This window comes from Streptacidiphilus monticola (genome assembly GCF_042658505.1).
GTDB classification, from domain to species: domain Bacteria; phylum Actinomycetota; class Actinomycetes; order Streptomycetales; family Streptomycetaceae; genus Streptacidiphilus; species Streptacidiphilus monticola.
Map to the genome: position 1 here is coordinate 1 of NZ_JBHSQJ010000167.1, position 23,678 is coordinate 23,678.

The following is a 23,678-nucleotide window of genomic DNA, read 5'->3' on the forward strand; positions in this document are numbered from 1 at the left end:
CGCCGGCGAGGCCGCCGACGCGCTCGCGGCGCGGCTCCGCGCCTGGCTGCGTGGTGGCGGCGGGGACGCCGACGGCCCGTTGCGCGTCGGGTTCCGCATGGTCGAGCCGCCGATCCGCGGCGACGACGCGGAGGACGACGACTGGTGGCTGGAGCTGGTGCTGCATCCCGTCGGCGAACCCTCGTTGCTGCTCACCGCAGGCGAGTTGTGGGCCGAGGGCCCGGCCGCCCAGGCGCTGCGGGCGCAGGTGCCCGATCCCGAGGGCGAGTTGGGCCGGGAGCTGGAACGCGCCGCGCGGCTCCGTCCCGAGCTGGCCCCTGCGCTGCTCAGCCGCCACCCCGAGGGCGTCGTCCTGGACCGCGGTGCCGCGCTGGAGTTCCTGCGCGGGGCCGCGCCCGAGCTGGACGCCGCAGGGTTCTTCACGCTGCTCCCGGCCTGGTGGCGCGAACCACCCTCACTGGGGCTGCTGCTGACGGCCCGTCCGGTCCAGGCCGGGGTGGTGGAGCGGCCCAGCCCGCTGGGGCGGGACGAGTTGCTGGAGTTCCGCTGGCAGCTGGCGCTCGGCGGGGCGGAGCTCACGCCGGAGGAGCTGGCCGGGCTGGCCGCGGCGCGGGGCACCCTGGTCCGCGTGCGCGGGGGCTGGGTGGCCGCCGATCCGGCCCGCCTCGCTGCCGCAGCTGCCTTCCTCGCCGGTCCGGACGCCGAGGGCGAGGCCACCGCCGCCGAGATCCTGCGCATGGTGATGGACGGTCAGGAGCCCGCCGGGCTGCCGGTCTCGGTCCGCGACGTCACCGGCCCGCTCCGTGCCCTCGTCGAGGAGCTGCAGGGCCACGCCCAGGACGTTGCGACGGACGAACCGCTGGACCCACCGCCCGGTTTCGGCGGACGGCTGCGCCCCTACCAGCGCGCGGGCCTGGCCTGGCTGGCCCGGCTCACCCGGCTCGGCCTCGGCGGCGTGCTGGCGGACGACATGGGCCTGGGCAAGACCGTGCAGACGCTGGCGCTGCTCGCGCTGGAACAGTCCGCGCCCGAGCCGCCTGCCGCGCCGACGCTGCTCGTCTGCCCGATGTCCCTGGTCGGCAACTGGGAGCGGGAGGCGGCGCGCTTCGCGCCCAAGCTGCGGGTCCACGTCCACCACGGGGCCGGCCGCGCCTCCGGCCGTGCCCTGCGCGGCGCCGCCGCCGAGGCGGATCTGGTGATCACCACCTACGGCCTGGCCCAGCGCGACTTCTCGACGCTGCGTCAGATCGCCTGGCACCGGGTCGTCGCCGACGAGGCGCACCACATCAAGAACACCGCGACGCTGCAGTCCCGCGCGGTGCGCTCGCTGCCCGCCCGCCACCGCCTGGCACTGACCGGCACGCCGGTGGAGAACCGCCTTGCCGAGCTGCACGCCGTGCTGGACTTCGCCAATCCGGGTCTGTTCGGGGACGCGGAGCGGTTCAAGGAGCGCTGGTCGGTGCCGATCGAACGGAACGCGAGCGTCCGCGCCACGGCCGAACTGCGGGCGCGCACCCGTCCGTTCCTGCTGCGCAGACTCAAGAGCGATCCGGCCGTGGCCGCCGAGCTGCCCGGCAAGCAGGAGATGACCCTGCTCTGCAACCTCACCCCGGAACAGGCCGGCCTCTACCGCGCGGTCGTGAACGACCTGATGCGGCGCGTGGAGCAGACGACGGGCCGTCAGCGCCACGGCCTGGTCCTGGCGGCACTGACCCGGCTCAAGCAGATCTGCGACCACCCGGCCCTGTACGCGGGCGAGTCGGGGCCCGGCGTCCGGCTGGAGGGCCGCTCGGGCAAGCTGGCCGCCCTGGAGGACGTGCTGGAGCAGGCGCTCGCCGAGGGCGACAGCGCGCTGTGCTTCACCCAGTACGCCTCCTTCGGGTCGCTGCTGCAGCCCTACCTGGAGCGGCGGTTGGGGGCACCGGTGCTGTTCCTGCACGGCGGGGTGCCGGAGCGCGGCCGCCGCGATCTGGTGGACCGCTTCCAGCGGTCCGGGAGTCCTTCGGTCTTCCTGCTGTCGCTCAAGGCGGGCGGTGCCGGGCTGAACCTGACGGCCGCCTCCCAGGTGGTGCATCTCGACCGCTGGTGGAATCCGGCGGTCGAGGAGCAGGCCACCGACCGGGCGCACCGGCTGGGTCAGCGCCGCGAGGTGCAGGTGCGGCGGCTGGTGTGCGTGGGCACGGTCGAGGAGCGGGTGGCCGACATGCTGGAGGCCAAGCGGGCGCTGGCGGACGCCGTGATCGGCTCGGTCGGTGCGGGCGGCGATGAGTGGCTGGCGGAGCTGTCGGAGGAGGCGCTGCGCGAGGCGCTGTCCCTGGCCGAGGAGGCGGTGAGCGAGGCATGAGGGCCTGGTCGGAGCGGCTGCTGACGCGGATCGAGGTACTGGGGATCGGCTCCGGTCTGTCCGCGGACGCCATGCGCGGCGCGGGCAGCGGTGTCCGCCGGGTGGCGGAGCTGACGGTGGGGCCGGGCTCGGTGCACGCCGTCGTGGAGGAGCAGCAGGACCGCTTCGAGACGTGGGCGGATCTCGCCGTGTGGGATGCCGAGCAGTGGCAGCGCGCGGAGCAGGCGGTCGCCCGGCCGCCGTCGGAGGCGCTGCGGCTGCTGACCCAGGGTCAGTTCCCTCCCGACCTCGACGCGTCGCTGGCCCGGGCGGGCCTGTCGCTGCTGCCGGGGCAGGCGGCGGAGCTGTCCCTGGAGTGCACCTGCCCGGCCCGGGACCCGGACTGCCGCCATCTCGCGGCGGTGCTGGGCGCGTTCGCCGACCGGGTGGACGCGGACCCATTCCTGCTCACCACCTGGCGGGGCCGGGAGAAGAACCGGTTGCTGCACCGGCTGCGCCGGCTTCCGGCCCGGCCCCCGCTCGCGGGCTTCTGGGTGGAGTCCGCCCCCTACCCGGAGCCGGAGCCGCAGGCGCCGGGCCGCCGCTCGGCGCTGGAGGAGCTGGGGCCGTCCGGCATCTCGATACGCGGCCGGGCGCTGGAGCACTGGCTGGCCCCCGCGTACGCCGCCATGCGCGACGAGGACGAGGGACAGCTCTGATCCCCGCCGGACCGACGCCGCCGCTACACAGCTGAATCTCATGAGACATAGCTGTCTCAGTTGAGATATCCTCGTTCCATGGCCATGGAACGCGAACAGGTGCTCACTGCCGCCGTCGGGCTGCTCACCAGGCAGCCCAGCGCGGCGATGGACGAGATCGCCCGCGCGGCGGGGATCAGCCGGGCGACGCTGCACCGCATGTTCCCCGGCCGCGAGGCGCTGATCGGCGAGATCGCCGCCTTCGCCCTGCGCCGGATGGACGCGGCGGTGGACGCCGCCCGGATCGAGAGCGGCGACCCGGTCGCCGCCGTGCGCCGCCTGGCGGAGCGGATGATCCCCGAGGCGCAGCTGGTGGCCTTCCTGTCCGGCGAGAGCCGCCTGTTCGACGACGACGAGATCACCCGCGCCTGGGACGAGATCGACGCCCGGGTCGGGGCGCTGTTCCTGCGCGGGCAGCAGCAGGGCCTGCTGCGCGTCGAGCTGCCCGCGGGCTGGCTCTCCGAGGCCTTCTTCTCCCTCCTCGCAGGCGTCGGCTGGGCCGTCCAGGACGGCCGCCTGGCCGCCCGCGACAGCACCCGCGCCCTCACCGAACTCTTCCTCGGCGGCGTCGTCCGCAGCGACGTCACCGCCGCCCACACCCCCGGGCCCGCCGCCCCCGACTCGGCCGCGACCCCCACGACCCACAGGAACGACCTGCCATGACGCACTCCCTGACGGTCTCCCAGACCACCTCCGCCTACCGACATAACAGCTCCGCCGGACGCCGCGAGTGGACGGCGCTCGGCGTACTGGTCGTGGCCGTGCTGCTGGTCGCCCTGGACGCCACCGTGCTCTTCCTGGCCCTTCCCGTGATCAGCGAGAGCCTGCACCCCAGCGCCACCCAGCTGCTCTGGATCGGCGACGCCTACTCCTTCGTCCTGGCCGGACTCCTGGTCTCCATGGGCTCGTTGAGCGACCGGATCGGCCGCAAGCGGGTCCTGCTCACCGGCTCCGCCGCCTTCGCGGCCGCCTCCGTGCTCGCCGCCTACGCCCCAGGCCCGGGCTGGCTGATCGCCGCCCGCGCGCTGCTCGGCGTCGCGGGAGCCACCATCATGCCCGCCACCCTCTCCCTGATCCGCTCCCTCTTCCCCGACGAGCGCGAACGCGCCCGCGCCATCGGCATCTGGGGCGCGGCGGCCACCGCCGGCGCCGCGGCGGGCCCGCTGCTCGGCGGGCTGCTGCTGGAGCACTTCTGGTGGGGCTCCGTCTTCCTGATGAACGTGCCGCTGGTGGCGGTGCTCCTGCTGCTCGGCGCCCGGCTGCTGCCGGAGTCCCGCGACCCGGAGCCCGGCGCCTGGGACCTGCCCAGCGTGGGCCTGTCGCTGACCGGCGTCGTCGCCACCGTCTACGCCGTGAAGGTGGCGGCGGTGGACGGCCCCTGGCGCGCGGACGTCGCCCTCACCCTCGTCCTCGGCGCCGCCGGCCTCTGGCTCTTCGTCCGCCGCCAACTGCGGCTGCGGGTCCCGCTGCTGGACGTCCGGCTGTTCCGCGAGCCCCGGTTCACGGCGGCGGTCGCGGGAGCGCTGATGGCCCTGATCGGGCTGGCCGGCGTGCTGTTCTTCCTCTCGCAGTACTTCCAGCTGGTCCGCGGCTGGTCCCCGCTGCGGGCCGGGCTCGCCGACATGCCGGCCTTCCTCGGCTCCACCGTGGGCGGCCTGGTCGCCGCCGGACTGGCCCGGCGGCTGGGCGCCCGGCGCGCCCTCGTCGGCGGCCTGCTCGCGATGGGCCTCGGCGCCGGACTGCTCGGCCTGCTCCGGGGCGACACGCCCTACCTCGCCATCGCGGCCGTCTTCCTGGCCATCGGCGCGGTCGAGGGCGTCGTCTACGCCCTCAGCACGACGATGGTCCTGGACGCCGCCCCGGCCGAGAAGGCCGGCGCCGCGGGCGCCGTCTCCGAGACCGCCTACGAGCTCGGCACCGCCCTGTGCTTCGACCTGGTCGCCGCGGCGCTGACCGAGGACTACCGCGCCGGGCTGCCGTTCGGCGGACGCGCCGCCGACTCCCTCGGCGACGCCCTCGCCGTGGCGGAGCGTCAGGGCGGCCCGCAGGGCGCCGAGTTGGCCCGTGCCGCCAAGGACTCCTTCGTCCACGCCATGCACGCCGCCTCCCTGCTCAGCGCCGGTCTGCTGGTGGCGGCCGCCGTCATCGTGCACCTGCTGCTGCGAACGCGGCGACGCGCTGCCTGACCGAGGCCGCGTCCAGCCCGTGGGCACGGATGTGGTCGGCCATGGTGCCGTAGCGCCGCAGTTCCTCGCGCCGCACGCCCAGCGACAGCAGCCGGTGCGGCCGGTCCGCGAGGGCCTCGGCGGCGAACCCGGCGGAGGTCCCGGCCAGGTAGGGCTCGACGAGCACCACCTCGGGCGCCGGCCGGTCCGCCGTGGCGGCACGCAGCCCGGCGGCGTCGAAGGGCCGGATCGTCGCGGCGTAGAGCACGGTCGCGTCCAGGCCCTCGGTGGCCTCCAGCACCGTGTCGAGCAGCGGCCCCACGGCGAGCAGGACCGGCCCGGTGCGCCCCTCACGCACCGTCAGGAAGCCGCCGGGGCGCACCGGTTGCGCACGGGCGTTGGTCTGCTCGCTCAGCCGCAGGTAGACCAGGCCGTCCTCGGCCACGCCGGAGCGCAGCAGCAGCTCGGCCTCGTCCGGGTGGCCCGGCACGTGCACGGTCCAGCCGGGCAGCGTGTCCAGCAGCGCCACGTCGCCCGGCGCCTGGTGGGTGCGTCCCGCCCCGGCCCGGTCGTAGGAGGCGCCGATCGACACCAGCACCGCGCCGACGCCCTGGTGGTTCAGGTCGAGCTTGATCTGCTCGAAGCCGCGCTCGACCAGGAAGCTGGCGAAGGTGTGCGCGATCGGGCGCAGCCCGGCCAGCGCCAGCCCGCCGGTCACGCCGACGAGCAACTGCTCCCTGATGCCCACGTTGACCACCCGGTCCGGGTGCGCCAGGGCGGCGTCCTTGAAGGCGTCGGTGCTGATGTCGGCGAGGACGACCGCGGTGCGCGGGTCCTCGTCGAGCAGGCGGCTCGCGATGGTGGTGAAGCGTTCACGCATCATGGTGGTCCGTTCCCCTCGGAGTTCGGGCGAGTGCTCGGGTCAGTGCTTGGGCTCGGTGACGGCGACGACCGCGTGCGGCCGCCCCGGATGCGGCTGGGTGAAGGCGGCGTACAGGGCGTCGTGATCGCGCCCGTCGACGGTCGCGGTGGACCAGCCGGCGACGTCGAAGTGCGCCGCGATGCCCCCGTGCCAGCCGTGCGTGGCGGACTGGTTGTCGACGACGAGCACGTGCAGCCGGTCGAGTCCGACGGCCCCGGCGTAGGCGACGGCCTCGTGGTTGCTGCCCTCGTCCAGCTCCGCGTCGCCGACCAGCACCCACACCGCCGGGTCGTCCAGCCCCTGCGCGCGCAGCCCGAGCGCGGTGCCGACCGCGAGTCCCAGACCGTGGCCCAGCGAGCCGCTGCCGATCTCGGCGCCCGGCACCAGCGTGCGGTCGGGGTGGTGGCCCAACGGCGAGTCCCAGCCGCCGAAGCCGTCGAGCTGCTCGGGGGTGAGGAAGCCCTTGGCGGCGAGGACCGCGTAGTAGGCCATCGGGCCGTGGCCCTTGGACAGCAGGAAGCGGTCGCGGTCCTGGGCCGTGGCGGTCTCCGGGGAGACCCGCAGCACCCGGTCGTAGAGGACCCAGAGCGCGTCGAGGGTGGAGAGGGCGGCAGGGCTGTGCTTCTCGTCCCCGGTCATCCGGGCGACGAGGTCCAGCGGAAGTCGGGAGTCCCAGGTCGTGGTCATGCGGATAGGCTGCAACTTCAAGCGCACTTGAAGTCAAGCGCCTCCACGCGGCGGAAAGGCGAACGGAAATGAGCACCCTGGCGGACCAGTTGACGATCGGTGAACTCGCCGCCCGCAGCGGCCTGGCCACCTCGGCACTGCGCTACTACGAACAGCTCGGCCTGATCTCCGCGAATCGCACGACCGGCGGCCAGCGCCGCTACCAGCGCTCCATGCTGCGCCGCGTCGCCTTCGTCCGGGCCGCGCAGCGGGTCGGCCTCTCCCTGGAGGAGGCGGGCGCGGCCCTGTCCCGGCTGCCCGCCGACCACGCCCCGACAGCGGCCGAGTGGGCCCCCGTCGCCCGCGCCTGGCAACGCCGCATCGACCAGCAGATCGCCGAACTCCAGCTGCTACGACGCAAGTTGGGCGGCTGCATCGGCTGCGGCTGCCTGTCGCTGCGCACCTGCTCGCTCTACAACCCCGAGGACACCGCCGCCGAGCGCGGCGCCGGCGCGCGCTACCTGCTCGGCGACGAACCGCCCGAGCCGCGGCGCCCGGTCAGGCCAGGTCGCTGAGCAGTGGCGGCCGCCCGGCCGCGGGGAAGCGGCGGACGCTGCCCGGACCGGGCCGGTGCAGGTACCACTCGGTGCCCAGGCACAGCCGCCGCAGCTGCGGCTCCTCGAACGCCGCCACCCGGGCGCCCCGCGCGAACTCCGACGCGTGCGCGCGCAGGGCCTGCCACTTGACCTCCAGCCAGGGGCGGACGTCCACGGCCAGGGAGATCTCGGCGTCCGGCGTGGACGGCAGCGGCTCGTCCAGCCCCAGCGCGGTCAGCCGGCGGACCAGCGACTCGGGCACCGTCGCCAGCCACAGTGACCGCACCGCCCACGGCTCCCCCGCCCCGGGATGCCGGTAGGGGTTGGCGGCGGCCTCGACTGCGGCCAACACGGCCTGGTGGACCCGCACATGATCGGGGTGACCGTAGCCCCCGTGCGCGTCGTAGGTCAGCACGGCGGCGGGCCGGACGGCGCGGATGTACGCGACGATCCCCTCCACGACCTCCTCGAACGGCGCCGCGCGCAGCGAGCCCGGCCCGGCCTCACCGGCGCCGGAGTCGCGGTAGGGCAGCAGCGCCGACTCCCGCACCCCGAGCACGGACAGCGCCTGCGCCAACTCCTTGGCCCGGGTCCCCGGCGCGGCCAAGGAACTGCCGTCCCACAACTCCCCGTCCGTGCACGTCAATACGGCGGTGGCGCGCCTTTCCGCGGCATGCTGGGCGAGCACCCCGCCGCTCCACAGCGACTCGTCGTCCGGATGCGCATGCACCGCGAGCAGCCCACCGCGCCCCTTCTCCACCGCCCACCTCCCTGCACGTGTGCGCCCGAGCGTACCCCCGCGCCCGGCCTCCCCTGCCTGCGGACACGTCCACCGGTCCCGGCCCAACGGGGCCGCACAACGGGGCCTACGTGGGCCAAGGTGAACGCATGGGCCGCGGCTCACTCGGGCCCGGACCCGGCGACAGGCCGGCGCGCGGGGCGCTCCGGGGACACCGCGTCGAGCGCCCCGCCACGTTCCGGGCGGCCCGGACAGCCCTGGCTCAGCGCCGGCGAGACCTCTGTACGGATCCCCGGATCCCGGCCCCGCGGCGGCCGCTGTGCGGCACGCGCCCAGCGCGTCCGGCGTCACTGCCGCGCGGGGCAAGGCGGACTCCCCCACAGCCGTTGGGCCGACGCAGTCATGGCCGCCGGCCCACTCGCCAGGCCCCGGCGGCGGGCGGGCTGCTGTGCGACGGCGCTTCGCGGCACTCCGTGTAGCGCCCCGCCGCGCCGGGCGGGCTTCCTGTCCGTAGGGGGCGCCCCAGGCGAGGCTTCTGCCTCGCTCGGCCGGGCCAAGGCCGGCGGGGAGTCGCTTGGCCGGGGGACGCCGGAAGCGGGACCCGGGGAGCGGGCATGGAGCAGCAGGCGCCGACCGCGCTCGGGCGGCGTCCCGGCGAAGGTCCGACGCCGGAGGGCAGGTGAGGGACCGGGGACGGCTCCCGCCCGCGGGGTCACGCCGCGCAGAACTCGTTGCCTTCCGGGTCCGTGAGGACCCACCAGTGGCCGACCGGGCCCTCGTCGTGTTCGCGGACGCGTTCCGCGCCCAGCTTCACCAGTCGCTCGACCAGCGCGTCGAGGCCGTCCGGGCCTGAGTGGACGTCAATGTGCAGGCGGTTCTTGACCGTCTTGCCCTCGGGCACGTCCTGGAACAGCAGCCGCCGCCCCTTGCCGATGCCGCTCACCTCGTCGTAGGGGTCCTCGGGGTGGCGGATCGCCGCGTACCCGCGGAACGTGCGCCGACCGCCGTGCTCGCGCACGGCCGACTCGGGCAACTGCCCTGCCGCGACCAGGCGGTCCACCAGCTCGCTGGGGTCCTCCACCTCGTACTCCAGGGCAGCCGCCCAGAAATCGGCGAGCGTCGTCGCGTCGCGGCTGTCGATGACCAGCTTCCAGTGCAGCGCCATGCACCCGGTTCTAGCCCCGAGCCGGCACCCGGGGCAACCGGATCAGGTGATCCGCCGCCCCGTGGACCGTGGTCCGCCGCCCGCGCCTCACATCCCGCTGTCGGCACCCGTCCCTACGTGGCGGATGTGGGCGTCGGGGCCGGGGAACACGACGGAGACATGCCCGTCGTCGTCCCAGCGGACGTCGTAGGGCGGGGTTCCGTCCGGGTGGTGCAGCGCGACGATCTTGCCGGAGCGGCGGTGCCGGTCCGCCCGCTCGCTCTCGACCAGGACCTGGTCACCGATCTGGGCCTGCATGGCGGTCCTCCCTCCCGAGGGGAGCGTGCTCTCTCGGGAACCATCATCCGCCCGTCCCGCCTGCCCGTCGACCCGCTACCAGCAGCCGACCACCGTCGCGGCCAGCCCGTCCAGCGCCCGGCGGGCGGTCGCGGTCGCCAGGCTGCCGTTCTCCACGAAGGCGAAGGACTTCCACCGGCCGTCCTTGGCCCTGGTGACCCCGGCCAGGGCCACCGCACCGGTCAGCGTGCCGGTCTTGGCCTCCAGCTTGCCCACGGCGCAGTTGCTGGGCTTGGTGGTGAACCGGCCCTCCGCCTTCGACAGCGTCCCGTCCTTGCCCGCGATCGGCAGGCCGGCGTAGACCGGCCACAGCGTCGCGTGGTAGCGGGGGTCGACGCTGAGCGCGGCCAGGTAGGCCAGCGTCCCGGCGGTCATCCGGTCGCTGCGGGACAGTCCGCTCGCGTCGTAGGCCACCGTGCCGGCCGTGGGCACGTGGTAACCGGCCAGCGCCGCACGGACGGTGGCGGTGACGCCCTGCCAGTTCGCGGCGCGGTGCGTGGCGAGCGCCGCCAGCCGGGCCACGCCCTCGGCGACGTTGTTGTCGCTGTTCTTGAGCATGTACTCGACCGCCGCAGCCAGCGGCGCCGAGGTCCGGGAGGCGAGCTGGACCGCGCCCGCGGGAGCCTTCGCCCGCGTCGGGGCCGAGGCATGCACGCCCGCCGAGGACAGCCGGCGGGCGAAGACCTGGCCGGCGTGCAGGGAGGTGTCGTTGACCCGGTCCCCCAGCAGCGCGAGCGCCCGGACCGGGGCCAGGGTGCTGGGGTAGTAGCCGGAACTCCAGCCCGGCGACAGCGCGGGCGCGGGGAAGAGCGAGTCGTCGACACGCAGGCCGACGGAGGTGAGCCCGCGCGCCTTGAGGGCCGTCGCGGCGGCCTTGGCCAGCGCGTCGAGGTCGGTGCTGGTGAGGTGCATGTCACCGCCGCCGACCAGGTAGAGCGTGTGTCCGGAGAGCAGCGCGCGGGTGCGGACGGTCCGGTTCGGCCCAAGGATCTTCAGCACGGCCGCCGCCGTGGCCAGTTTCTCGGTGGACGCGGGCATCAGCGCCTTGGCGGAGCCCTGGGCCCACACGGTGCGGCCTGACGCGACGTCACGGACCAGCCCGCCCGCGTTGGTTCCCAGGTGGGCAGCCGGGAAGCGGCTGCTCAACTTGGCGGCGATCGACTTGTCCGCCGCCGTCGGCCCGCTCGCGGCTGCCGCGCTCCCACTGCCCGCCGCCAGCACGGCGGCCGCCGTCGCGACCGTCACCGCCGGTACCGCCACCCCTGTCAGCGTCCTGCGCACGCCTGCCCCTCCCCGAGCCGATGATCAGCTGATCTGCCGACCCCAGAGCATGACAGGTCAGCCGATCTCACGCACGATCAGTTCGCAGATCTCGTGCGTCCGCAGGGCGTCCCGGGCGTCCAGCCGCTCGTCCGCGCGCAGGGCGTCGAGGAAGCGCAGCACCACCTGCTCGATCCCCCGCTGCCGGGCGACCGGAGTCCAGTCGCCGCGCCGGGCGAGGGCGGGCACGCCATCGCGGTGGTCGACCGTGTCGCCGAGGTTGTGCACCTCGAACTTGCCGTTGCCGCCCGACACTTCGAGCACTTCCTCGGTGGACCCGCTGGCCCGGTTCATGATGCCCAGCGCGGTGAAGCCCTCACCCGACAGCTCAAGGACGACGTGCTCCAGCAGCCCGTCCCCGGCGCGCCGGCGGTGCCGCACCCGGGTGCCGGTCACCTCGCCGGGGGCGAGGAAGCGCAGGGTGTCGACGACATGGACGAAGTCGTCGAAGACGAACGTCCGCGGGTCCTCGGCCAGGTCGTGACGGTTCTTCTGCAGCAGGATCAGCGAGCGGTCACGCCGCGCGGCCTCGACGTACCCGGGGGCGTGGCGACGGTTGAAGCCCACGCACAGGCTGCGCCCCTCCGCCTCGGCGAGCTCGACGAGCCGGCGGGAGTCGTCGAGGGTGTAGGCGAGCGGCTTGTCGACGTAGACGTCGACGCCCGCGCGGAGCAGGGTCTCCACGATCTCCACGTGGGCGGCGGTGGCGGCGTGGACGAACGCGGCGCGGACGCCGGCGTCCACGGCCCCGGCGAGGGTGGCGTGGCGGTGCGGCAGCCGGTACTGGTCCCCGATGCGGTCGAGCTTCTTCGCATCACGGGTCATCAGGTGCAGGTCCAGCCCGGGTTGGGCGGTGAGGACGGGGAGGTACGCCTTCTCGGCGATGTCCCCGAGCCCGATCACAGCGATCTTCATTCCGCAGAGCTTGCCACGCCCCCTCCAGGGGCGCGAGGACCCCCCACCCTCCCCCAGCCTTCGGCCGGGGCTGCCCCCACTGCGGGAGGTGCCCCCACCGCGGGCGGCCCACCACCCAGGGAGGTCCGTCCCTGACTGCAGGTCGGACCTCCCTGGGGGGTGGGCCGCCCGCGCAGTGTCCTCGCGCCCCTGGCGGTGCAACTCAGCCAGGGATGACCAGGTGCTGTTCGTAGGCGAAGACGACGGCCTGGACGCGGTCGCGCAGGCCCAGCTTGGTGAGGATGCGGCTGACGTGGGTCTTCACCGTCGCCTCCGCGAGGAACAGCTCCGCGGCGATCTCCGCGTTCGACAGGCCGCGTGCCACCTGGATCAGCACGTCCCGCTCACGGGCCGTCAACGCCGCCACCGCGTCCGGGCCTTGGCCTCCCCTGCCGGTCGCCGGCAGGCGGTCGGCGAAGGCGTCCAGCAGGCGGCGGGTCACCCGAGGGGCGACCACCGCCTCGCCCGCCGCGACGACGCGGATCGCCGCCAGCAGCTCCTCCGGCTGCGCGTTCTTCAGCATGAAGCCGGAGGCCCCCGCCCTCAGACCGGAGAAGGCGTACTCGTCCAGATCGAAGGTGGTCAGGATGAGGACCTTCGTCTCCGGGCAGGAGGCGACGATCTCCCGGGTGGCCTCGATACCGTCCATCCCGGGCATCCGCACGTCCATCAGCACGACGTCCGGCTGCAGTTCGCGGGCGAGGCGGACCGCGGCGGCCCCGTCGTCCGCCTCCCCGGCCACCTCGAGGTCGGGTTGGGAGTCGAGCACCATTGAGAAGGCCACCCGCAGCAGCGGCTGGTCGTCCACCAGCAGCACCCGAACCGTCATGCCGACTCCTTCTCCCGTGCCTCGGGGTCCTTCAGATCCAGTACCGCCGCCACCCGCCAGCCGCCGAGCGGCTGGGGGCCGGCGGTGAGCCGGCCGCCGTAGGCGGCGGCCCGTTCGCGCATGCCGCCGAGGCCCTGGCCGACGTGGCCGGGCGGGCGCGGCAGCGCGCGGCCGTCGTCGCGGATGTCCAACTCCAATGTCCGGTCGGTCACATGGACGCTGACGAAGGCGCGGGCGCCGGGCGCGGTGTGCTTGAGCGTGTTCGTCAGCGACTCCTGCACCAGCCGGTACGCCGTCAGCTGCGCCCCCGCGGAGGCGGCGTCCTGATCGCCCGTCAGGCGCAGCTCGGTGGGCAGGCCGGCGGCCCGCACCTGCTGCACCAGGGTCTCCAACTGCCCCAGCCCCGGCTGCGGATGGCGCAGCGCGTCCGGCTCGTCGGCCCGCAGCACGCCGAGGAAGCGGCGCATGTCGGCCAGGGCGGCCCTGCCCGTCTCGGCGGACTGCCGCATGGCCGCCGTCGCCCGCTCGGGGGACTTCTCGGCGGCGTAGACCGCACCGTCGGCGAGGGCGACCATCACGGACAGGTTGTGCGTGACGATGTCGTGCATCTCCCGTGCGATGCGCGAGCGTTCCCGGGCGACCGCCAGCGCGGCCTGCTGGTCCCGCTGCTGCTCCAGCGCGCTCGCACGTTCCCGCAGGCCCGCCACCTGGGCGCGCCGGGACCGGATGGCCAGCCCCACCGCCAGCGCGGCGACGACCATGCCGGACAGCAGCACGAACAGTCCCACCACGTCCCCCGGGGTCCGGTCCGGCTCCTGGGCCGGATCGGGCGTCAGCCGCCAGGCGGCCAGCAGCGCCCCCAACTCCGAGACGCCGAAGGCCGCGGCGGCCTGCCGCCCCGGGCAGTGCACGGCAACGGTGCCCAGCGCGAACAGCACGGCCGCGTCCGCCGGCATGACGCCGGTGGTGACCCACTGCAGGAAGGCCACCGCCGCCGTGGTCAGGAACACCGGGAACGGCGCCCGCCGACGCAGCGTCAGCGGCAGCACCAGCGCCAACTGCAGCAGCAGCGGCCAGAAGGCGAAGCCGTTGGTCGGCCGCACCCGCGGCTGGACCCAGGCAAGGCTCAGCATCAGCAGCGCCCAGCCGAGGTCGACGACCGTGGGGTGCTGCCCGCCCCAGTCGCGGGCGGCCTGGTAGAGGCGCGGGAGCTGCGGAGGAACCTTCACCGCACCAGTGTGCAGGGCGGATGCGGGCGGGAACCTACATCTCAGGTCGGACCCGGCCAGCGACGCAGGGCGGACCGGACCCTGGGCCGCCTCGGGGACGGCAGGCCTCCGGACGCGCGCCGGGGGCGTCAGCTCCAGAGCGCCGAGGCGACGGCCGCGCCGCTGAACGCGGCGCCCAGGCCCGCCGCGATGCTGCCGACGACGTTGGCGACGGCGTAGAAGCCCGCGCCGTCCTCCGCCAGCCGCAGCGTCTCGAAGGAGAAGGTGGAGTACGTGGTCAGCGCACCGCAGAAGCCGGTGCCGACCAGCAGCTGCACCTTGGCCGGGATCTCGCCCGACCCGGTCACCACGCCCAGGACGAACGACCCCGCCACGTTGACCGCGAACGTCCCCCAGGGGAAGACGCTGTCGTGCCGCGCCTGGACCCAACGGTCCGTCAGGTACCGGGCGGGAGCACCGAAGACCGCACCCGCCACCACCAGCAGCCAGTTCACCGCTCGGACGCCTCCGCCTCGCGCCCGACGTAGCGGATGACCTCGCAGTCGTCGAGGATCACCAGGCCCTCCGTCACCAGCTCGTCCAGCTGCGGCAGGAACGCCCGCACCCGCTCCTCCGTGTCCACGATGACGACCGCCACCGGCAGGTCCTCGCTCAGCGACAGCAGCCGCGCCGTGTGGATCAGCGAGGAGGCGCCGAATCCCTCGATGCCGCGGAAGACCGACGCCCCCGCCAGGCCCGCGGCGCGCGCCCGGTGGACGATCTCCGAGTACAGCGGCCGGTGCTTCCAGCTGTCGTTCTCGCCGACGAAGACGGTGACCCGCAGCGCGGAGCCGGTGAGCCTCATCCCGGCCTCCTTTCCGTCGCCCTGACGATCCGTCGGGTCACGGCGGCCCCCGTCCACACCGCGACGAGCGCGGCGGCCACCGTGAGCAGCAGGTAGAGCAGCCCTGCCGCGGGACGGCCGCCCTCCACCAGCCGCCGGATGTCGACCGCGTAGGTGGAGAAGGTGGTGAACCCGCCCAGCACGCCCGTGCCGAAGAAGGGCCGGACCAGCCGGTGCACCGGCCTGCCCTCGGTGATCGCCACCAGGAACGCGCCGATCACCAGGCACCCCAGCGCGTTGACGCCCAGCGTCGTCCAGGGGAAGCCGCCCGCCGGCGCGGGCCACAGCAGCCCGGCGCCGTAGCGGGCGCAGGCGCCGAGTGCCCCGCCGAGGGCCACGACGGCGAGGACCGGGCCCTGGCCGTGGACCACCCGGGGGCGGGGACGCGGGGACACCGCCCCTGGCGCGCCCAGCGCCTCCGACCTGCCGTCCACCACCGCGTCTCCCTTCCGGTCCGGCTGCCACGATATCGGTGGACCCCCCTTGCCGATTGCCGGGGCAATTGCCGGGCGCGGCCCGGTCGGCCGTGCCTACGATGATCCGGACCTCACCCAGCACTCGCAGGGAACCGAGCCCCGGGGGAAGCAGATGACCGAGTCCGAGCCCGGCAGCGCCACCGCCCGCACCGTGATCCTCACCGTCGACGACGACCCGGGCGTCTCCCGTGCCGTCGCCCGCGACCTGCGCCGCCGCTACGGCGGCGAGCACCGGATCGTCCGTGCGGAGACGCCCGCTGCCGCGCTGGACGCGCTGCGCGAACTGAAGCTCCGCGGCGACCTGGTGGCGGTGATCCTGGCCGACTACCGGATGCCGGACATGAACGGCATCGAGTTCCTCGAGCAGGCCATGGACGTCTACCCGTCCGCCCGCCGGGTGCTGCTGACCGCGTACGCCGACACCGGCGCGGCCATCGACGCCATCAACGTGGTGGACCTGGACCACTACCTGCTCAAGCCCTGGGATCCGCCGGAGGAGAAGCTCTACCCGGTGGTGGACGACCTGCTGACGGCCTGGCTCGCGGCGGACCACAAGCCGGTGCCGGAGACCAAGGTGGTCGGCCACCGCTGGTCCGCGCGCTGCTCCGAGGTCCGCGAGTTCCTCGCCCGCAACCAGGTGCCCTACCGCTGGTACCCGTCCGACGAGCCGGAGGGCGCGCGGCTGCTGGCCGCCGCGGGCGCGGACGCCATGCGGCTGCCGCTGGTGGTCACTCCCGACGGCACCGCCCTCGTCGAGCCCGACGACCAGGAGCTGGCGAGCAGGGTGGGCCTGGCCACCTCCCCGGCGGCCGACTTCTACGACCTCGTCGTCATCGGCGGCGGCCCGGCCGGTCTGGGCGCGGCCGTGTACGGGGCCTCGGAGGGGCTGCGCACCGTGCTGGTGGAGCGCACCGCCACCGGCGGCCAGGCCGGGCAGAGCTCGCGGATCGAGAACTACCTGGGCTTCCCTGACGGCGTGTCAGGCGCACAGCTGACCGACCGGGCCCGCCGCCAGGCGGCGAAGTTCGGCGCGGAGCTGCTGACGGCCCGTGAGGTCACCGGGCTGGAGGTGCACGGCAGCGGCCGCACGGTCCGCTTCGCGGACGGCACCGGCGTCTCCGCGCACACGGTGCTGCTGGCGACCGGCGTCTCCTACCGCCGGCTCGACGCCGCCGGGCTGACCGAGCTGACCGGCCGCGGCGTCTACTACGGCTCGGCGCTGACCGAGGCGCCCAGCTGCCAGGGCGAGGACGTCTACATCGTCGGCGGCGCCAACTCGGCCGGGCAGGCGGCCGTCTACCTGGCCCGGGGTGCCAAGTCGGTGACGCTGCTGGTGCGCGGCGAGTCCCTGGCGGCGTCGATGTCCCACTACCTGATCCAGCAGATCGAGAACATCCCGAACATCTCGGTCCGCCCGTTCACCGAGGTGGTCGAGGCGCACGGCGAGGACCACCTGGAGCTGCTGACGCTGCGCGACACCCGCACCGGGGAGCGCGAGACGGTGGCCGCCCACTGGCTGTTCGTCTTCATCGGCGCCGCGCCGCTGACGTCCTGGCTGGAAGGTGTGGTGGACCGGGACGCCGCGGGCTTCGTCCTGGCGGGCCCGGACCTGGCCCCGGGCGGCCAACTCCCGCCCGGCTGGCCGCTGGAGCGCGCGCCCTACCACCTGGAGACCAGCGTGCCCGGCGTCTTCGTGGCCGGGGACGCCAGAGCCGAGTCGGCCAAGCGGGTCGCCTCGGCGGTCGGCGAGGGCGCGATGGCCGTGATGCTCGTCCACCGGTACCTGGAGCGGCTGTGAGGGAGACCGTGATCTGATGACCAAGCCGATGCTGTGCAGCCCGGACGAACTGCGGACCCTGTTCCTCTTCGAGAAGCTGACGCCGGACCAGCTGGAGTGGCTGTGCGCGCACGGCCGCGTCGAGGAGTTCCCGCCCGGCCCGGTGTACCGCCAGGGCGACCCGGCCACCTGCTTCTACGTGCTGCTCCACGGCACTCTGGTGCTCTCGCGCCTGGTCGGCACGGACGACGTCGAGGTCAACCGCACCTCACAGCGCGGCGTCTACACCGGCGCCTTCCAGTCCTACCTGGGCGATCAGGTGCCGCAGACCTACAACAGCTCGATGCGCGTCACCGAGACCTCCCGCTTCTTCGTGATCTCCGCGGAGTCCTTCGCGACCCTCATGCGCGAGTGGTTCCCGATGGCGGTCCACCTGCTGGAGGGCCTCTTCTTCGGGACCCGGGTGACCCAGCAGGCGGTCAGCCAGCGCGAGCGGCTGCTGGCCCTCGGCTCGCTGTCGGCCGGGCTCACCCACGAGCTCAACAACCCCGCCGCCGCGGCGGTCCGGGCCACCTCGGACCTGCGCGACCGCGTCGCCAAGATGCGGCGCAAGCTGGCCGTCCTCTCCGCCGGGAAGTTCTCGGCGGAGACCCTTGAGGTGCTGATGGGCCTCCAGGAGAAGGCGGTCGAGCAGGTCGCCAAGGCCAAGGGAGCGGCGCTGAGCCCGCTCGAGGTGAGCGACCGGGAGCAGGCCGTCGAGGACTGGCTCGACGACCGTGACGTCCCCGACCCGTGGAAGCTGGCCCCGACCTTCGTCCAGGCCGGCCTCGACCCCGCCTGGCTCGACCTGGTCGAGGCCGCGGTGGACGCCCCGACGCTGATCGGCGCGCTCGGCTGGCTCAACTACACCGTCGAGACCGAGCTGTTGATGAACGAGATCGAGGACGCCACCACCCGGATCTCCGCCCTGGTGGACGCGACCAAGCAGTACTCGCAGCTGGACCGCGCCCCGTACCGGCGGGTGGACCTGCACGAACTGCTGGACAGCACACTGGTGATGCTCGGCGGCAAGATCCCGCCGGGAGTGCGCACGGTCAAGGAGTACGACCGCGGACTTCCGGAAGTACCGTGCTATCCCGGCGAGTTGAACCAGGTCTGGACGAACCTCATCGACAACGCGCTGGCCGCGATGGGCCCGACCGGCACACTGACCGTCCGCACCGCGCGTGACGCGGACGACGAGCACGTCCTGGTCGACGTCTGCGACACCGGCCCCGGCGTGCCCGAGGAGATCCGCGAGCGGATCTTCGAACCCTTCTTCACGACGAAGCCGGTGGGCCAGGGGACGGGGCTCGGCCTCGACATCTCCTGGCGCATCGTGGTCGACAAGCACCACGGCGACCTCCGGCTCGACTCCCGCCCCGGCGACACCCGGTTCCGGGTGCGGCTCCCGCTCCGTCCCCAGGAGGACCCCTCATGAGCCTTCCCGGCCTCGACCCCGACGCCCTCCCTTCCGGCACGGGCTGCGCCGAGTGCGACGCGGCCGGCGGCTGGTGGTTCCACCTGCGCCGCTGCGCGCAGTGCGGACACATCGGCTGCTGCGACACCAGCCCGGCCCAGCACGCGACCGCGCACGCGAAGGAGACGGGGCACCCCCTCATCCGCAGCTTCGAGCCGGGCGAGGAGTGGTTCTGGAGCTACCCGACCGAGGAGTTCTACGAGTCGGGCCCCGAACTGGCCGGTCCCGCCCACCACCCCCTCGACCAGCCCGCACCTGGCCCCCGCGACCGCGTGCCCGCGGACTGGAAGCAGAAGCTGCACTGACGGTGCGGCGCTACCGCCGCCGGGCGCGGTAGCAGTGGGTCACGTACGGCAGGCTCGTCGGGCGCGCCCGGGCGACCAGCGCCCGCACCTCACCGAGCAGGCGCTCGCGCTCGTCCGCGGCCATCGTGATGACGTAGCTGCGGGAGGCCACCATGTCCACCAGCTGCTGCTCCGTCACCGGGTGGCTCCAGCGGACGACATGCTCCTCCAGCGGGCCGAACCACGGCTCCAGCCGTTCCAGCTGACGATGGTCCGTGCGGTCCTCGCCGCGAGCCCGCAGCAGGCCGTCCAGCTCGGCGACCCAGGGCTCGGCCTCGTCCCGGAAGTTCCACACCAGCCCCAACTGCCCACCGGGCGCCAGAACTCGGGCCGCCTCAGGTACCGCCCGGTCCGGGTCCACCCAGTGCCAGGCCTGTCCGCAGACCAGGGCGTCCGCCCACCCGTCCGGGGGCGGCAGCGCCTCACCCGTCCCGGCGAGCACCGGCACCCGGGGCAGCACCCGGGCGAACTCCGCCCGCATCCCCGCGGACGGCTCCACCGCGAGGAGCTCCCGCCCGGGGGCGGCCAGCGCGCGCGTCAACTTGCCCGTCCCCGCGCCCAGATCGACGACCCGCCGGGCCGTCTCCGGCACCAGCCACGCCACCGCCTCCGCCGGGTACGTGGGCCTGCCCCGCTCGTACTCCCCCGCCGCCGCACCGAAGGAGGCCGCCTGCAGGTCCTTCACCGTGTCACTGCTCTCCGCCATGCGGCCCATCCTGCCCCACCCCCGCAACCGTCCGACCATCGGACGGCGTGTACCGGGTAGGGCTTCTTCAGAGGAACCACAGCGAAGAGGAGTTCCCCATGCGCCAGTTCAGCAGGCGGGCCGCCACCCTCGGCACCGTCGCCGTCCTCGCCGCCGGCGGAGCCGTGGCCGCCGTGCCCGCCTCCGCGCAGGCGTCCCCGCGCACCCCCACCTGCACCACCGCCGACCTGCGGCTCTCCATCGGCCGGGTCACCGGGGGCGCCGGCTCCCTGTTCTATCCGATCCGGTTCCGCAACGCCTCGCACCACACCTGCGCGCTCCGCGGCTACCCCGGCGTCAGCGTGCTCGACTCCCACGGCCGCCAGATCGGCGCCGCCGCGAGCCGCAACCCCCACCCCGTCACCACCGTCTCCGTCGCCCCCGGCCGTACCGTCTACGCGACCGTGCGGACGAACAACCGCGGCCTCGGCGCGCCCTGCCGCGCCGTCTCCGGCTATGTCCGGGTCTACCCACCGGCGAGCTACCGCCCCGTGCTGATCCCCTACCGCCTGCAGGTCTGCGGCAGCTTCGACGTCAACCCGGTCGGACGCACCGCGTAGTCTGGGCGGGTCCTGCCCGTCCACGCACCGGGAGTACCGCACTGAACGGCTGGCCTGCGGAGCTGCTGTGCTCCGCACTCCTGGCACTCGTCCTGGTCTTCGCCGTCGCCCGGCCCCGCGGCCTGCCGGAAGCGGTCGCCGCGGTCCCGGCGGCGGCCCTGGCCGTCGGCACCGGAGCCGTCCCCTGGGCCGACGCACGGGACCAACTCACCCAGCTGGGGCCGGTGGTGGGCTTCCTCGCCGCCGTCCTGGTGATCGCCCGGCTCTGCGACGACGAGGGCCTGTTCCGGGCCGGCGGCCAGTGGCTCGCCCGCCGCTCGGCGGGCCGCCCGCCCCGCCTGCTCGTCGGCGTCTTCGTCCTCGCCTCCGCCGTAACAGCGGTGCTCAGCCTGGACGCGACCGTCGTCCTGCTCACCCCGGTCGTCTTCGCCACCGCCTCCCAACTGCGGGTCCGCTCCCGGCCCCACGTGTACGCCTGCGCTCACCTGTCGAACACCGCGTCGCTGCTGCTGCCGGTCTCCAACCTCACCAACCTGCTCGCCCTGGCCGCCAGCGGCCTGGGCTTCCTGCACTTCGCCGGCCTGATGGCGCTGCCCTGGCTGGTCGCGATCGGCCTTGAGTACGCCGTCTTCCGCCGCTTCTTCGCCGCCGACCTGGCCGAGACCCCGGCCCCGGACGCGGCGGCCTCGACCGAGCGACTGCGGCCGCCCGCCTTCGTGCTGGCGGTCGTCGCCGCCACCCTCGGTGGCTTCGTCCTCGCCTCCGCCGTCGGCGTGAACCCCGCCTGGGCCGCCCTCGCCGGAGCACTCGTCCTGGCGGCCCGGGCCCTGCGCCACCGCACGGCCACCCCTCGCCAACTGCTCGACGCGGCCTCGGTCCCCTTCCTCGCCTTCGTCCTGGCCCTCGGCATCGTCGTCAAGGGCGTCGTCGACCACGGCCTGGCGAACGGCCTGGCCCACCTGGTGCCTGACGGAACGTCACTCGCCGCCCTGCTCGGCATCGCCGTGCTCGCCGCCGTGGCGGCCAACGTCGTCAACAACCTCCCGGCGACCCTGATGCTGCTGCCCCTGACCGCCCCGCACGGCGCCGGACCGGTGCTCGCCGTGCTGCTCGGCGTCAACATCGGCCCCAACCTCACCTACGCGGGCTCCCTCGCGACGCTCCTGTGGCGGCGGATCGTCCACGCCCACGAACGCACCGTCGACCTGCGCGAGTTCACCCGCCTCGGCCTGCTCACCGTCCCCGCCGCCCTGGTCGCCGCGACCGTCGCCCTGTGGCTCTCGCTCCAGACCCTGGGCGGCTGAGCCGGAGCAGCCGGGTGACCGCCTCGCCTCGGTTACCGGAGAGTATCCTCGCCGCATGGCAGAGCACAGCAGCTTCTACCGGGACCTCGGCGACGGCCTGTTCGCCAGCACGCACTCCACGGCCGGCCCGTGGAGCCCCCAGCTGCAGCACGCCGGGCCGCCCTCGGCCCTGCTCGGCCGGGCCTTCGAACGCCACCAGCCACGCGAAGGCATGCGCGTCGCGCGCGTCACCCTGGAGATCCCGCGCCCGGTCCCCGTCGCGGACCTCGAGGTGCGCGTCCGGACCCTGCACTCGGGTCGCAGCGCCGAGATCCTGGAGGGCGAACTCGTCGCCGACGGCCGGCCGGTGATGCTGGCCCGCGCCTGGCGCCTGGCCGCCGCCCCGGCTGACACTCCGTCACTCAACCCCGCCCCGGCCGCTCCCCCGCTACCGGGACCTCAGCCCTTCGAGCCCCTCAAGGGCGCGTACGCCGACGGCTACGTCTCCGCCATGGAGTGGCGCAACGCCGAGGGCGGCTTCAACGTCCCGGGGCCCGGCACCGTCTGGGGCCGCCAGCGCATCCCGCTGGTCGCGGACGAGCCGGACACCCCGCTGACCCGCGCACTCACCATCGCCGACAGCAACTGGGCGGTGGCCTTCGAACTGGACCACGTCGCGCGGCTCGTCATCAACACCGACGTCACCCTCGCCCTCCCCCGCGACCCGGTCGGCCCCTGGCTCTGCCTCCGCGCCGCCACCACCGCGGCCCCGACCGGCTCCGGCCTCGCCTCCGGCGAACTCCACGACACGACCGGGGAGTGCGGCCGGATCCTGCAGACCCTCATCGTCGCCGAACGCTAGTGCCGTGCCGGGAGAAAACTCCCCTCGGGGCTCCTGCCTACCCGAAGTCCGGTACCGAGCTGGCATGGGCGGCGAGGACGCGCCAGGTGTCATCGGCATGCACCCAGGTGCGGGTGTAGCGAAGGCGCGCGGTGAACGGCCGTCCTGCGGCGTTGCCCTGAAGCACGGCCAGGACACGGGTGACGCCCGTTGAGCCCACCACTGTCACCTGCAGGTCCTGCTGCTCGAAAACCTCGACGGCCAAGGCCCGCGAACTGTGCGCTTCCAGGTCCTCCTCCTTCGTGAGGGAGCGGCCGTCCGGCCCGGTGTAGACGACGCGGTCGTCCAGCAGCAGGTCCAGCGTCCCGACATCCCCTGATCGAATGGCGGCCTGCAACCGCTGCTCGGCCTCGTGGAGCGCGGCGACCAAGGCCACCTGCTCTGTCCTCATCCCAACCGTCCCCGTCCCGATCGGCGATCCTTCGGATCCTGACCCACTGTCTCGGATCCCTGACCCGCTGTTTCGGATCCCTGACCCACTGTGAGGCCAAGTGCCCGGGGCGGGATCTGATCCGACCTTCATCCAAGCAGTCCCCGTCCTCCGGGGCCCGGGAATCCGCGGACGTTCACGGTCAGGGGCGCTAGCCGTCGCTCGGCCGCCGGAGCAGGAGGCCCGCGAGCGGGACGAAACCCATCGGCGCCTCCTCCTGGGCCTCGAAGGACGCGTCCTGCCCGTTGAGCCGCTTGACCAGCGTCACGGCGATCCGCTCCCCCTGGTTCTTCGCGCGCTCGGCGTTCTCCCCCGCGAACCGCCCGTCCACGGCCGCCCGCCACAACTGCACCCACCGCCCCGCATGCTCCGCGGTGAGCGGCTGCTCGGCGTGCAGCGCCTCATGCGGAGCGAAGGCGCTGCGCCGGTAGTCCGCCGTGCGGAAGAGCGCGCGCTCCCAGAAGTCGGCGATGTGCGGGAGGTGCGCCTCCAGGTCGGTGCCGGCGATCTCGGTGAAATACGGCCCGATGAGCGGGTCCGCGAAGGCTGCGGTGTAGAACCGCCGAAGCAGCTCTTCGAGGTCGGCCCGTCCGCTGATGTCCCTGTACGGCATGGGGCTCAGGGTAGTCACCCGGAGCGGGGAGGAGGTGGCGGGGCGGGGCGGGGCCGTGGGAAGGAGTGAGCTCGCGGGGCCGGGCCGTGGGGAGGAGTGGAGGTGGCGGGGAAGAAGTGGCAGGGGGGGTGGGGTGGCCGGGGTG

The 23,678-nt window shown here is 74.2% G+C and carries 26 protein-coding genes; 11 read left to right on the top strand and 15 right to left on the bottom strand.

The window, feature by feature from the left end:
* The 4 genes from ACFP3V_RS30090 to ACFP3V_RS30105 all read left to right on the top strand — a co-directional run.
* On the top strand, window positions 1-2,344 hold a 2,344-nt coding region (locus ACFP3V_RS30090), incomplete at its 5' end, for a DEAD/DEAH box helicase (protein WP_380590403.1).
* Window positions 2,341-3,042, top strand: coding sequence for an SWIM zinc finger family protein (locus ACFP3V_RS30095; protein WP_380590406.1), 702 nt, complete (start codon window positions 2,341-2,343; stop codon window positions 3,040-3,042). The genes ACFP3V_RS30090 and ACFP3V_RS30095, both read left to right, overlap by 4 nt.
* 78 nt (window positions 3,043-3,120) lie before the next feature.
* Window positions 3,121-3,744: a TetR/AcrR family transcriptional regulator gene (locus ACFP3V_RS30100; RefSeq protein ID WP_380590409.1), complete on the top strand. Its 624-nt coding sequence runs from the start codon at window positions 3,121-3,123 to the stop codon at window positions 3,742-3,744.
* Window positions 3,741-5,267: an MFS transporter gene (locus tag ACFP3V_RS30105; protein ID WP_380590412.1), complete on the top strand. Its 1,527-nt coding sequence runs from the start codon at window positions 3,741-3,743 to the stop codon at window positions 5,265-5,267. Before ACFP3V_RS30100 ends, ACFP3V_RS30105 begins: the two co-directional genes overlap by 4 nt.
* On the opposite strand, the gene ACFP3V_RS30110 is transcribed toward ACFP3V_RS30105, so the two are convergent.
* Entirely contained in the window at window positions 5,224-6,129 is a 906-nt protein-coding gene (locus tag ACFP3V_RS30110) for a transketolase family protein (protein WP_380590415.1), read from the bottom strand. The genes ACFP3V_RS30105 and ACFP3V_RS30110 overlap by 44 nt on opposite strands.
* A 39-nt stretch (window positions 6,130-6,168) precedes the next feature.
* Window positions 6,169-6,855 (bottom strand): transketolase, encoded by a 687-nt coding sequence (locus tag ACFP3V_RS30115; protein WP_380590418.1) that lies wholly within the window; start codon window positions 6,853-6,855, stop codon window positions 6,169-6,171.
* Window positions 6,856-6,923: 68 nt separating this feature from the next.
* On the opposite strand from ACFP3V_RS30115, the gene soxR reads away from it, so the two are divergent.
* Window positions 6,924-7,409 (top strand): redox-sensitive transcriptional activator SoxR, encoded by a 486-nt coding sequence (gene soxR, locus ACFP3V_RS30120; RefSeq protein ID WP_380590421.1) that lies wholly within the window; start codon window positions 6,924-6,926, stop codon window positions 7,407-7,409.
* Here soxR and ACFP3V_RS30125 read toward each other — a convergent pair.
* The 10 genes from ACFP3V_RS30125 to crcB (ACFP3V_RS30170) form a co-directional block, all read right to left on the bottom strand.
* A complete protein-coding gene (locus ACFP3V_RS30125) occupies window positions 7,393-8,190 on the bottom strand; it encodes a PIG-L family deacetylase (RefSeq protein ID WP_380590424.1) in 798 nt (265 codons plus the stop codon). The two genes, soxR and ACFP3V_RS30125, sit on opposite strands and share 17 nt — an antisense overlap.
* A 691-nt stretch (window positions 8,191-8,881) precedes the next feature.
* Entirely contained in the window at window positions 8,882-9,334 is a 453-nt protein-coding gene (locus ACFP3V_RS30130) for a VOC family protein (protein WP_380590427.1), read from the bottom strand.
* Window positions 9,335-9,421: 87 nt separating this feature from the next.
* Window positions 9,422-9,631, bottom strand: coding sequence for a DUF1918 domain-containing protein (locus tag ACFP3V_RS30135; RefSeq protein WP_380590430.1), 210 nt, complete (start codon window positions 9,629-9,631; stop codon window positions 9,422-9,424).
* Window positions 9,632-9,706: 75 nt separating this feature from the next.
* The gene (gene dacB / locus ACFP3V_RS30140; protein ID WP_380590433.1) at window positions 9,707-10,951 is read right to left on the bottom strand and encodes a D-alanyl-D-alanine carboxypeptidase/D-alanyl-D-alanine endopeptidase; all 1,245 of its coding nucleotides are present in this window, start codon (window positions 10,949-10,951) and stop codon (window positions 9,707-9,709) included.
* 57 nt (window positions 10,952-11,008) lie between these two features.
* Window positions 11,009-11,905: a Gfo/Idh/MocA family protein gene (locus ACFP3V_RS30145; protein WP_380590436.1), complete on the bottom strand. Its 897-nt coding sequence runs from the start codon at window positions 11,903-11,905 to the stop codon at window positions 11,009-11,011.
* Window positions 11,906-12,107: 202 nt separating this feature from the next.
* Window positions 12,108-12,773 carry a response regulator gene (locus ACFP3V_RS30150; RefSeq protein ID WP_380590439.1) on the bottom strand — a complete coding sequence of 222 codons (666 nt, stop codon included), beginning with the start codon at window positions 12,771-12,773 and terminating at the stop codon, window positions 12,108-12,110.
* Entirely contained in the window at window positions 12,770-14,002 is a 1,233-nt protein-coding gene (locus ACFP3V_RS30155; RefSeq protein ID WP_380590442.1) for a sensor histidine kinase, read from the bottom strand. Before ACFP3V_RS30155 ends, ACFP3V_RS30150 begins: the two co-directional genes overlap by 4 nt.
* A 128-nt stretch (window positions 14,003-14,130) precedes the next feature.
* Window positions 14,131-14,496: a fluoride efflux transporter CrcB gene (crcB, locus tag ACFP3V_RS30160; protein WP_380590445.1), complete on the bottom strand. Its 366-nt coding sequence runs from the start codon at window positions 14,494-14,496 to the stop codon at window positions 14,131-14,133.
* Window positions 14,493-14,846 carry a DUF190 domain-containing protein gene (locus ACFP3V_RS30165; RefSeq protein WP_380590448.1) on the bottom strand — a complete coding sequence of 118 codons (354 nt, stop codon included), beginning with the start codon at window positions 14,844-14,846 and terminating at the stop codon, window positions 14,493-14,495. The genes crcB (ACFP3V_RS30160) and ACFP3V_RS30165 overlap by 4 nt, the downstream gene beginning before the upstream one ends.
* Entirely contained in the window at window positions 14,843-15,319 is a 477-nt protein-coding gene (crcB, locus tag ACFP3V_RS30170; protein WP_380590451.1) for a fluoride efflux transporter CrcB, read from the bottom strand. The genes ACFP3V_RS30165 and crcB (ACFP3V_RS30170) overlap by 4 nt, the downstream gene beginning before the upstream one ends.
* 154 nt (window positions 15,320-15,473) lie before the next feature.
* Between crcB (ACFP3V_RS30170) and ACFP3V_RS30175 the strand changes: the two genes are divergently transcribed.
* The 3 genes from ACFP3V_RS30175 to ACFP3V_RS30185 are packed head-to-tail and all read left to right on the top strand — an operon-like array spanning window position 15,474 to window position 18,962.
* A complete protein-coding gene (locus ACFP3V_RS30175; protein ID WP_380590454.1) occupies window positions 15,474-17,159 on the top strand; it encodes an NAD(P)/FAD-dependent oxidoreductase in 1,686 nt (561 codons plus the stop codon).
* Between the two features lie 13 nt (window positions 17,160-17,172).
* Window positions 17,173-18,618 carry an ATP-binding protein gene (locus tag ACFP3V_RS30180; protein WP_380590468.1) on the top strand — a complete coding sequence of 482 codons (1,446 nt, stop codon included), beginning with the start codon at window positions 17,173-17,175 and terminating at the stop codon, window positions 18,616-18,618.
* A complete protein-coding gene (locus tag ACFP3V_RS30185) occupies window positions 18,615-18,962 on the top strand; it encodes a UBP-type zinc finger domain-containing protein (protein WP_380590456.1) in 348 nt (115 codons plus the stop codon). The genes ACFP3V_RS30180 and ACFP3V_RS30185 overlap by 4 nt, the downstream gene beginning before the upstream one ends.
* Before the next feature lie 10 nt (window positions 18,963-18,972).
* On the opposite strand, the gene ACFP3V_RS30190 is transcribed toward ACFP3V_RS30185, so the two are convergent.
* Entirely contained in the window at window positions 18,973-19,707 is a 735-nt protein-coding gene (locus ACFP3V_RS30190) for a class I SAM-dependent methyltransferase (RefSeq protein ID WP_380590458.1), read from the bottom strand.
* Between the two features lie 98 nt (window positions 19,708-19,805).
* Between ACFP3V_RS30190 and ACFP3V_RS30195 the strand changes: the two genes are divergently transcribed.
* From ACFP3V_RS30195 to ACFP3V_RS30205, 3 genes are read left to right on the top strand one after another with little or no spacing between them, the layout of a single operon-like run.
* The gene (locus tag ACFP3V_RS30195) at window positions 19,806-20,306 is read left to right on the top strand and encodes a DUF4232 domain-containing protein (protein WP_380590471.1); all 501 of its coding nucleotides are present in this window, start codon (window positions 19,806-19,808) and stop codon (window positions 20,304-20,306) included.
* A gap of 41 nt (window positions 20,307-20,347) precedes the next feature.
* A complete protein-coding gene (locus ACFP3V_RS30200; protein WP_380590474.1) occupies window positions 20,348-21,610 on the top strand; it encodes an SLC13 family permease in 1,263 nt (420 codons plus the stop codon).
* A 55-nt stretch (window positions 21,611-21,665) separates the two neighbouring features.
* Window positions 21,666-22,451, top strand: a complete 786-nt coding sequence (locus tag ACFP3V_RS30205) for a thioesterase family protein (protein ID WP_380590461.1) — start codon at window positions 21,666-21,668, stop codon at window positions 22,449-22,451.
* A 37-nt stretch (window positions 22,452-22,488) separates the two neighbouring features.
* Here the strand turns inward: ACFP3V_RS30205 and ACFP3V_RS30210 are convergent, their stop codons facing one another.
* Window positions 22,489-22,881: a nuclear transport factor 2 family protein gene (locus ACFP3V_RS30210; protein WP_380590463.1), complete on the bottom strand. Its 393-nt coding sequence runs from the start codon at window positions 22,879-22,881 to the stop codon at window positions 22,489-22,491.
* Window positions 22,882-23,071: 190 nt separating this feature from the next.
* Entirely contained in the window at window positions 23,072-23,533 is a 462-nt protein-coding gene (locus ACFP3V_RS30215; RefSeq protein ID WP_380590465.1) for a group III truncated hemoglobin, read from the bottom strand.
* Between the last annotated feature and the right edge of the window lie 145 nt (window positions 23,534-23,678).

Excerpts from the sequence above, each read along its gene's own strand:
- ACFP3V_RS30095 (WP_380590406.1), top strand. The coding sequence starts at position 2,341 with ATGAGGGCCTGGTCGGAGCGGCTGCTGACGCGGATCGAGGTACTGGGG.
- ACFP3V_RS30100 (WP_380590409.1), top strand. The coding sequence starts at position 3,121 with ATGGCCATGGAACGCGAACAGGTGCTCACTGCCGCCGTCGGGCTGCTC.
- ACFP3V_RS30105 (WP_380590412.1), top strand. The coding sequence starts at position 3,741 with ATGACGCACTCCCTGACGGTCTCCCAGACCACCTCCGCCTACCGACAT.
- ACFP3V_RS30110 (WP_380590415.1), bottom strand. The coding sequence starts at position 6,129 with ATGATGCGTGAACGCTTCACCACCATCGCGAGCCGCCTGCTCGACGAG.
- ACFP3V_RS30115 (WP_380590418.1), bottom strand. The coding sequence starts at position 6,855 with ATGACCACGACCTGGGACTCCCGACTTCCGCTGGACCTCGTCGCCCGG.
- soxR (WP_380590421.1), top strand. The coding sequence starts at position 6,924 with ATGAGCACCCTGGCGGACCAGTTGACGATCGGTGAACTCGCCGCCCGC.
- ACFP3V_RS30130 (WP_380590427.1), bottom strand. The coding sequence starts at position 9,334 with ATGGCGCTGCACTGGAAGCTGGTCATCGACAGCCGCGACGCGACGACG.
- ACFP3V_RS30135 (WP_380590430.1), bottom strand. The coding sequence starts at position 9,631 with ATGCAGGCCCAGATCGGTGACCAGGTCCTGGTCGAGAGCGAGCGGGCG.
- ACFP3V_RS30145 (WP_380590436.1), bottom strand. The coding sequence starts at position 11,905 with ATGAAGATCGCTGTGATCGGGCTCGGGGACATCGCCGAGAAGGCGTAC.
- ACFP3V_RS30150 (WP_380590439.1), bottom strand. The coding sequence starts at position 12,773 with ATGACGGTTCGGGTGCTGCTGGTGGACGACCAGCCGCTGCTGCGGGTG.
- ACFP3V_RS30165 (WP_380590448.1), bottom strand. The coding sequence starts at position 14,846 with ATGAGGCTCACCGGCTCCGCGCTGCGGGTCACCGTCTTCGTCGGCGAG.
- ACFP3V_RS30175 (WP_380590454.1), top strand. The coding sequence starts at position 15,474 with ATGACCGAGTCCGAGCCCGGCAGCGCCACCGCCCGCACCGTGATCCTC.
- ACFP3V_RS30185 (WP_380590456.1), top strand. The coding sequence starts at position 18,615 with ATGAGCCTTCCCGGCCTCGACCCCGACGCCCTCCCTTCCGGCACGGGC.
- ACFP3V_RS30190 (WP_380590458.1), bottom strand. The coding sequence starts at position 19,707 with ATGGCGGAGAGCAGTGACACGGTGAAGGACCTGCAGGCGGCCTCCTTC.
- ACFP3V_RS30195 (WP_380590471.1), top strand. The coding sequence starts at position 19,806 with ATGCGCCAGTTCAGCAGGCGGGCCGCCACCCTCGGCACCGTCGCCGTC.
- ACFP3V_RS30205 (WP_380590461.1), top strand. The coding sequence starts at position 21,666 with ATGGCAGAGCACAGCAGCTTCTACCGGGACCTCGGCGACGGCCTGTTC.
- ACFP3V_RS30210 (WP_380590463.1), bottom strand. The coding sequence starts at position 22,881 with ATGAGGACAGAGCAGGTGGCCTTGGTCGCCGCGCTCCACGAGGCCGAG.
- ACFP3V_RS30215 (WP_380590465.1), bottom strand. The coding sequence starts at position 23,533 with ATGCCGTACAGGGACATCAGCGGACGGGCCGACCTCGAAGAGCTGCTT.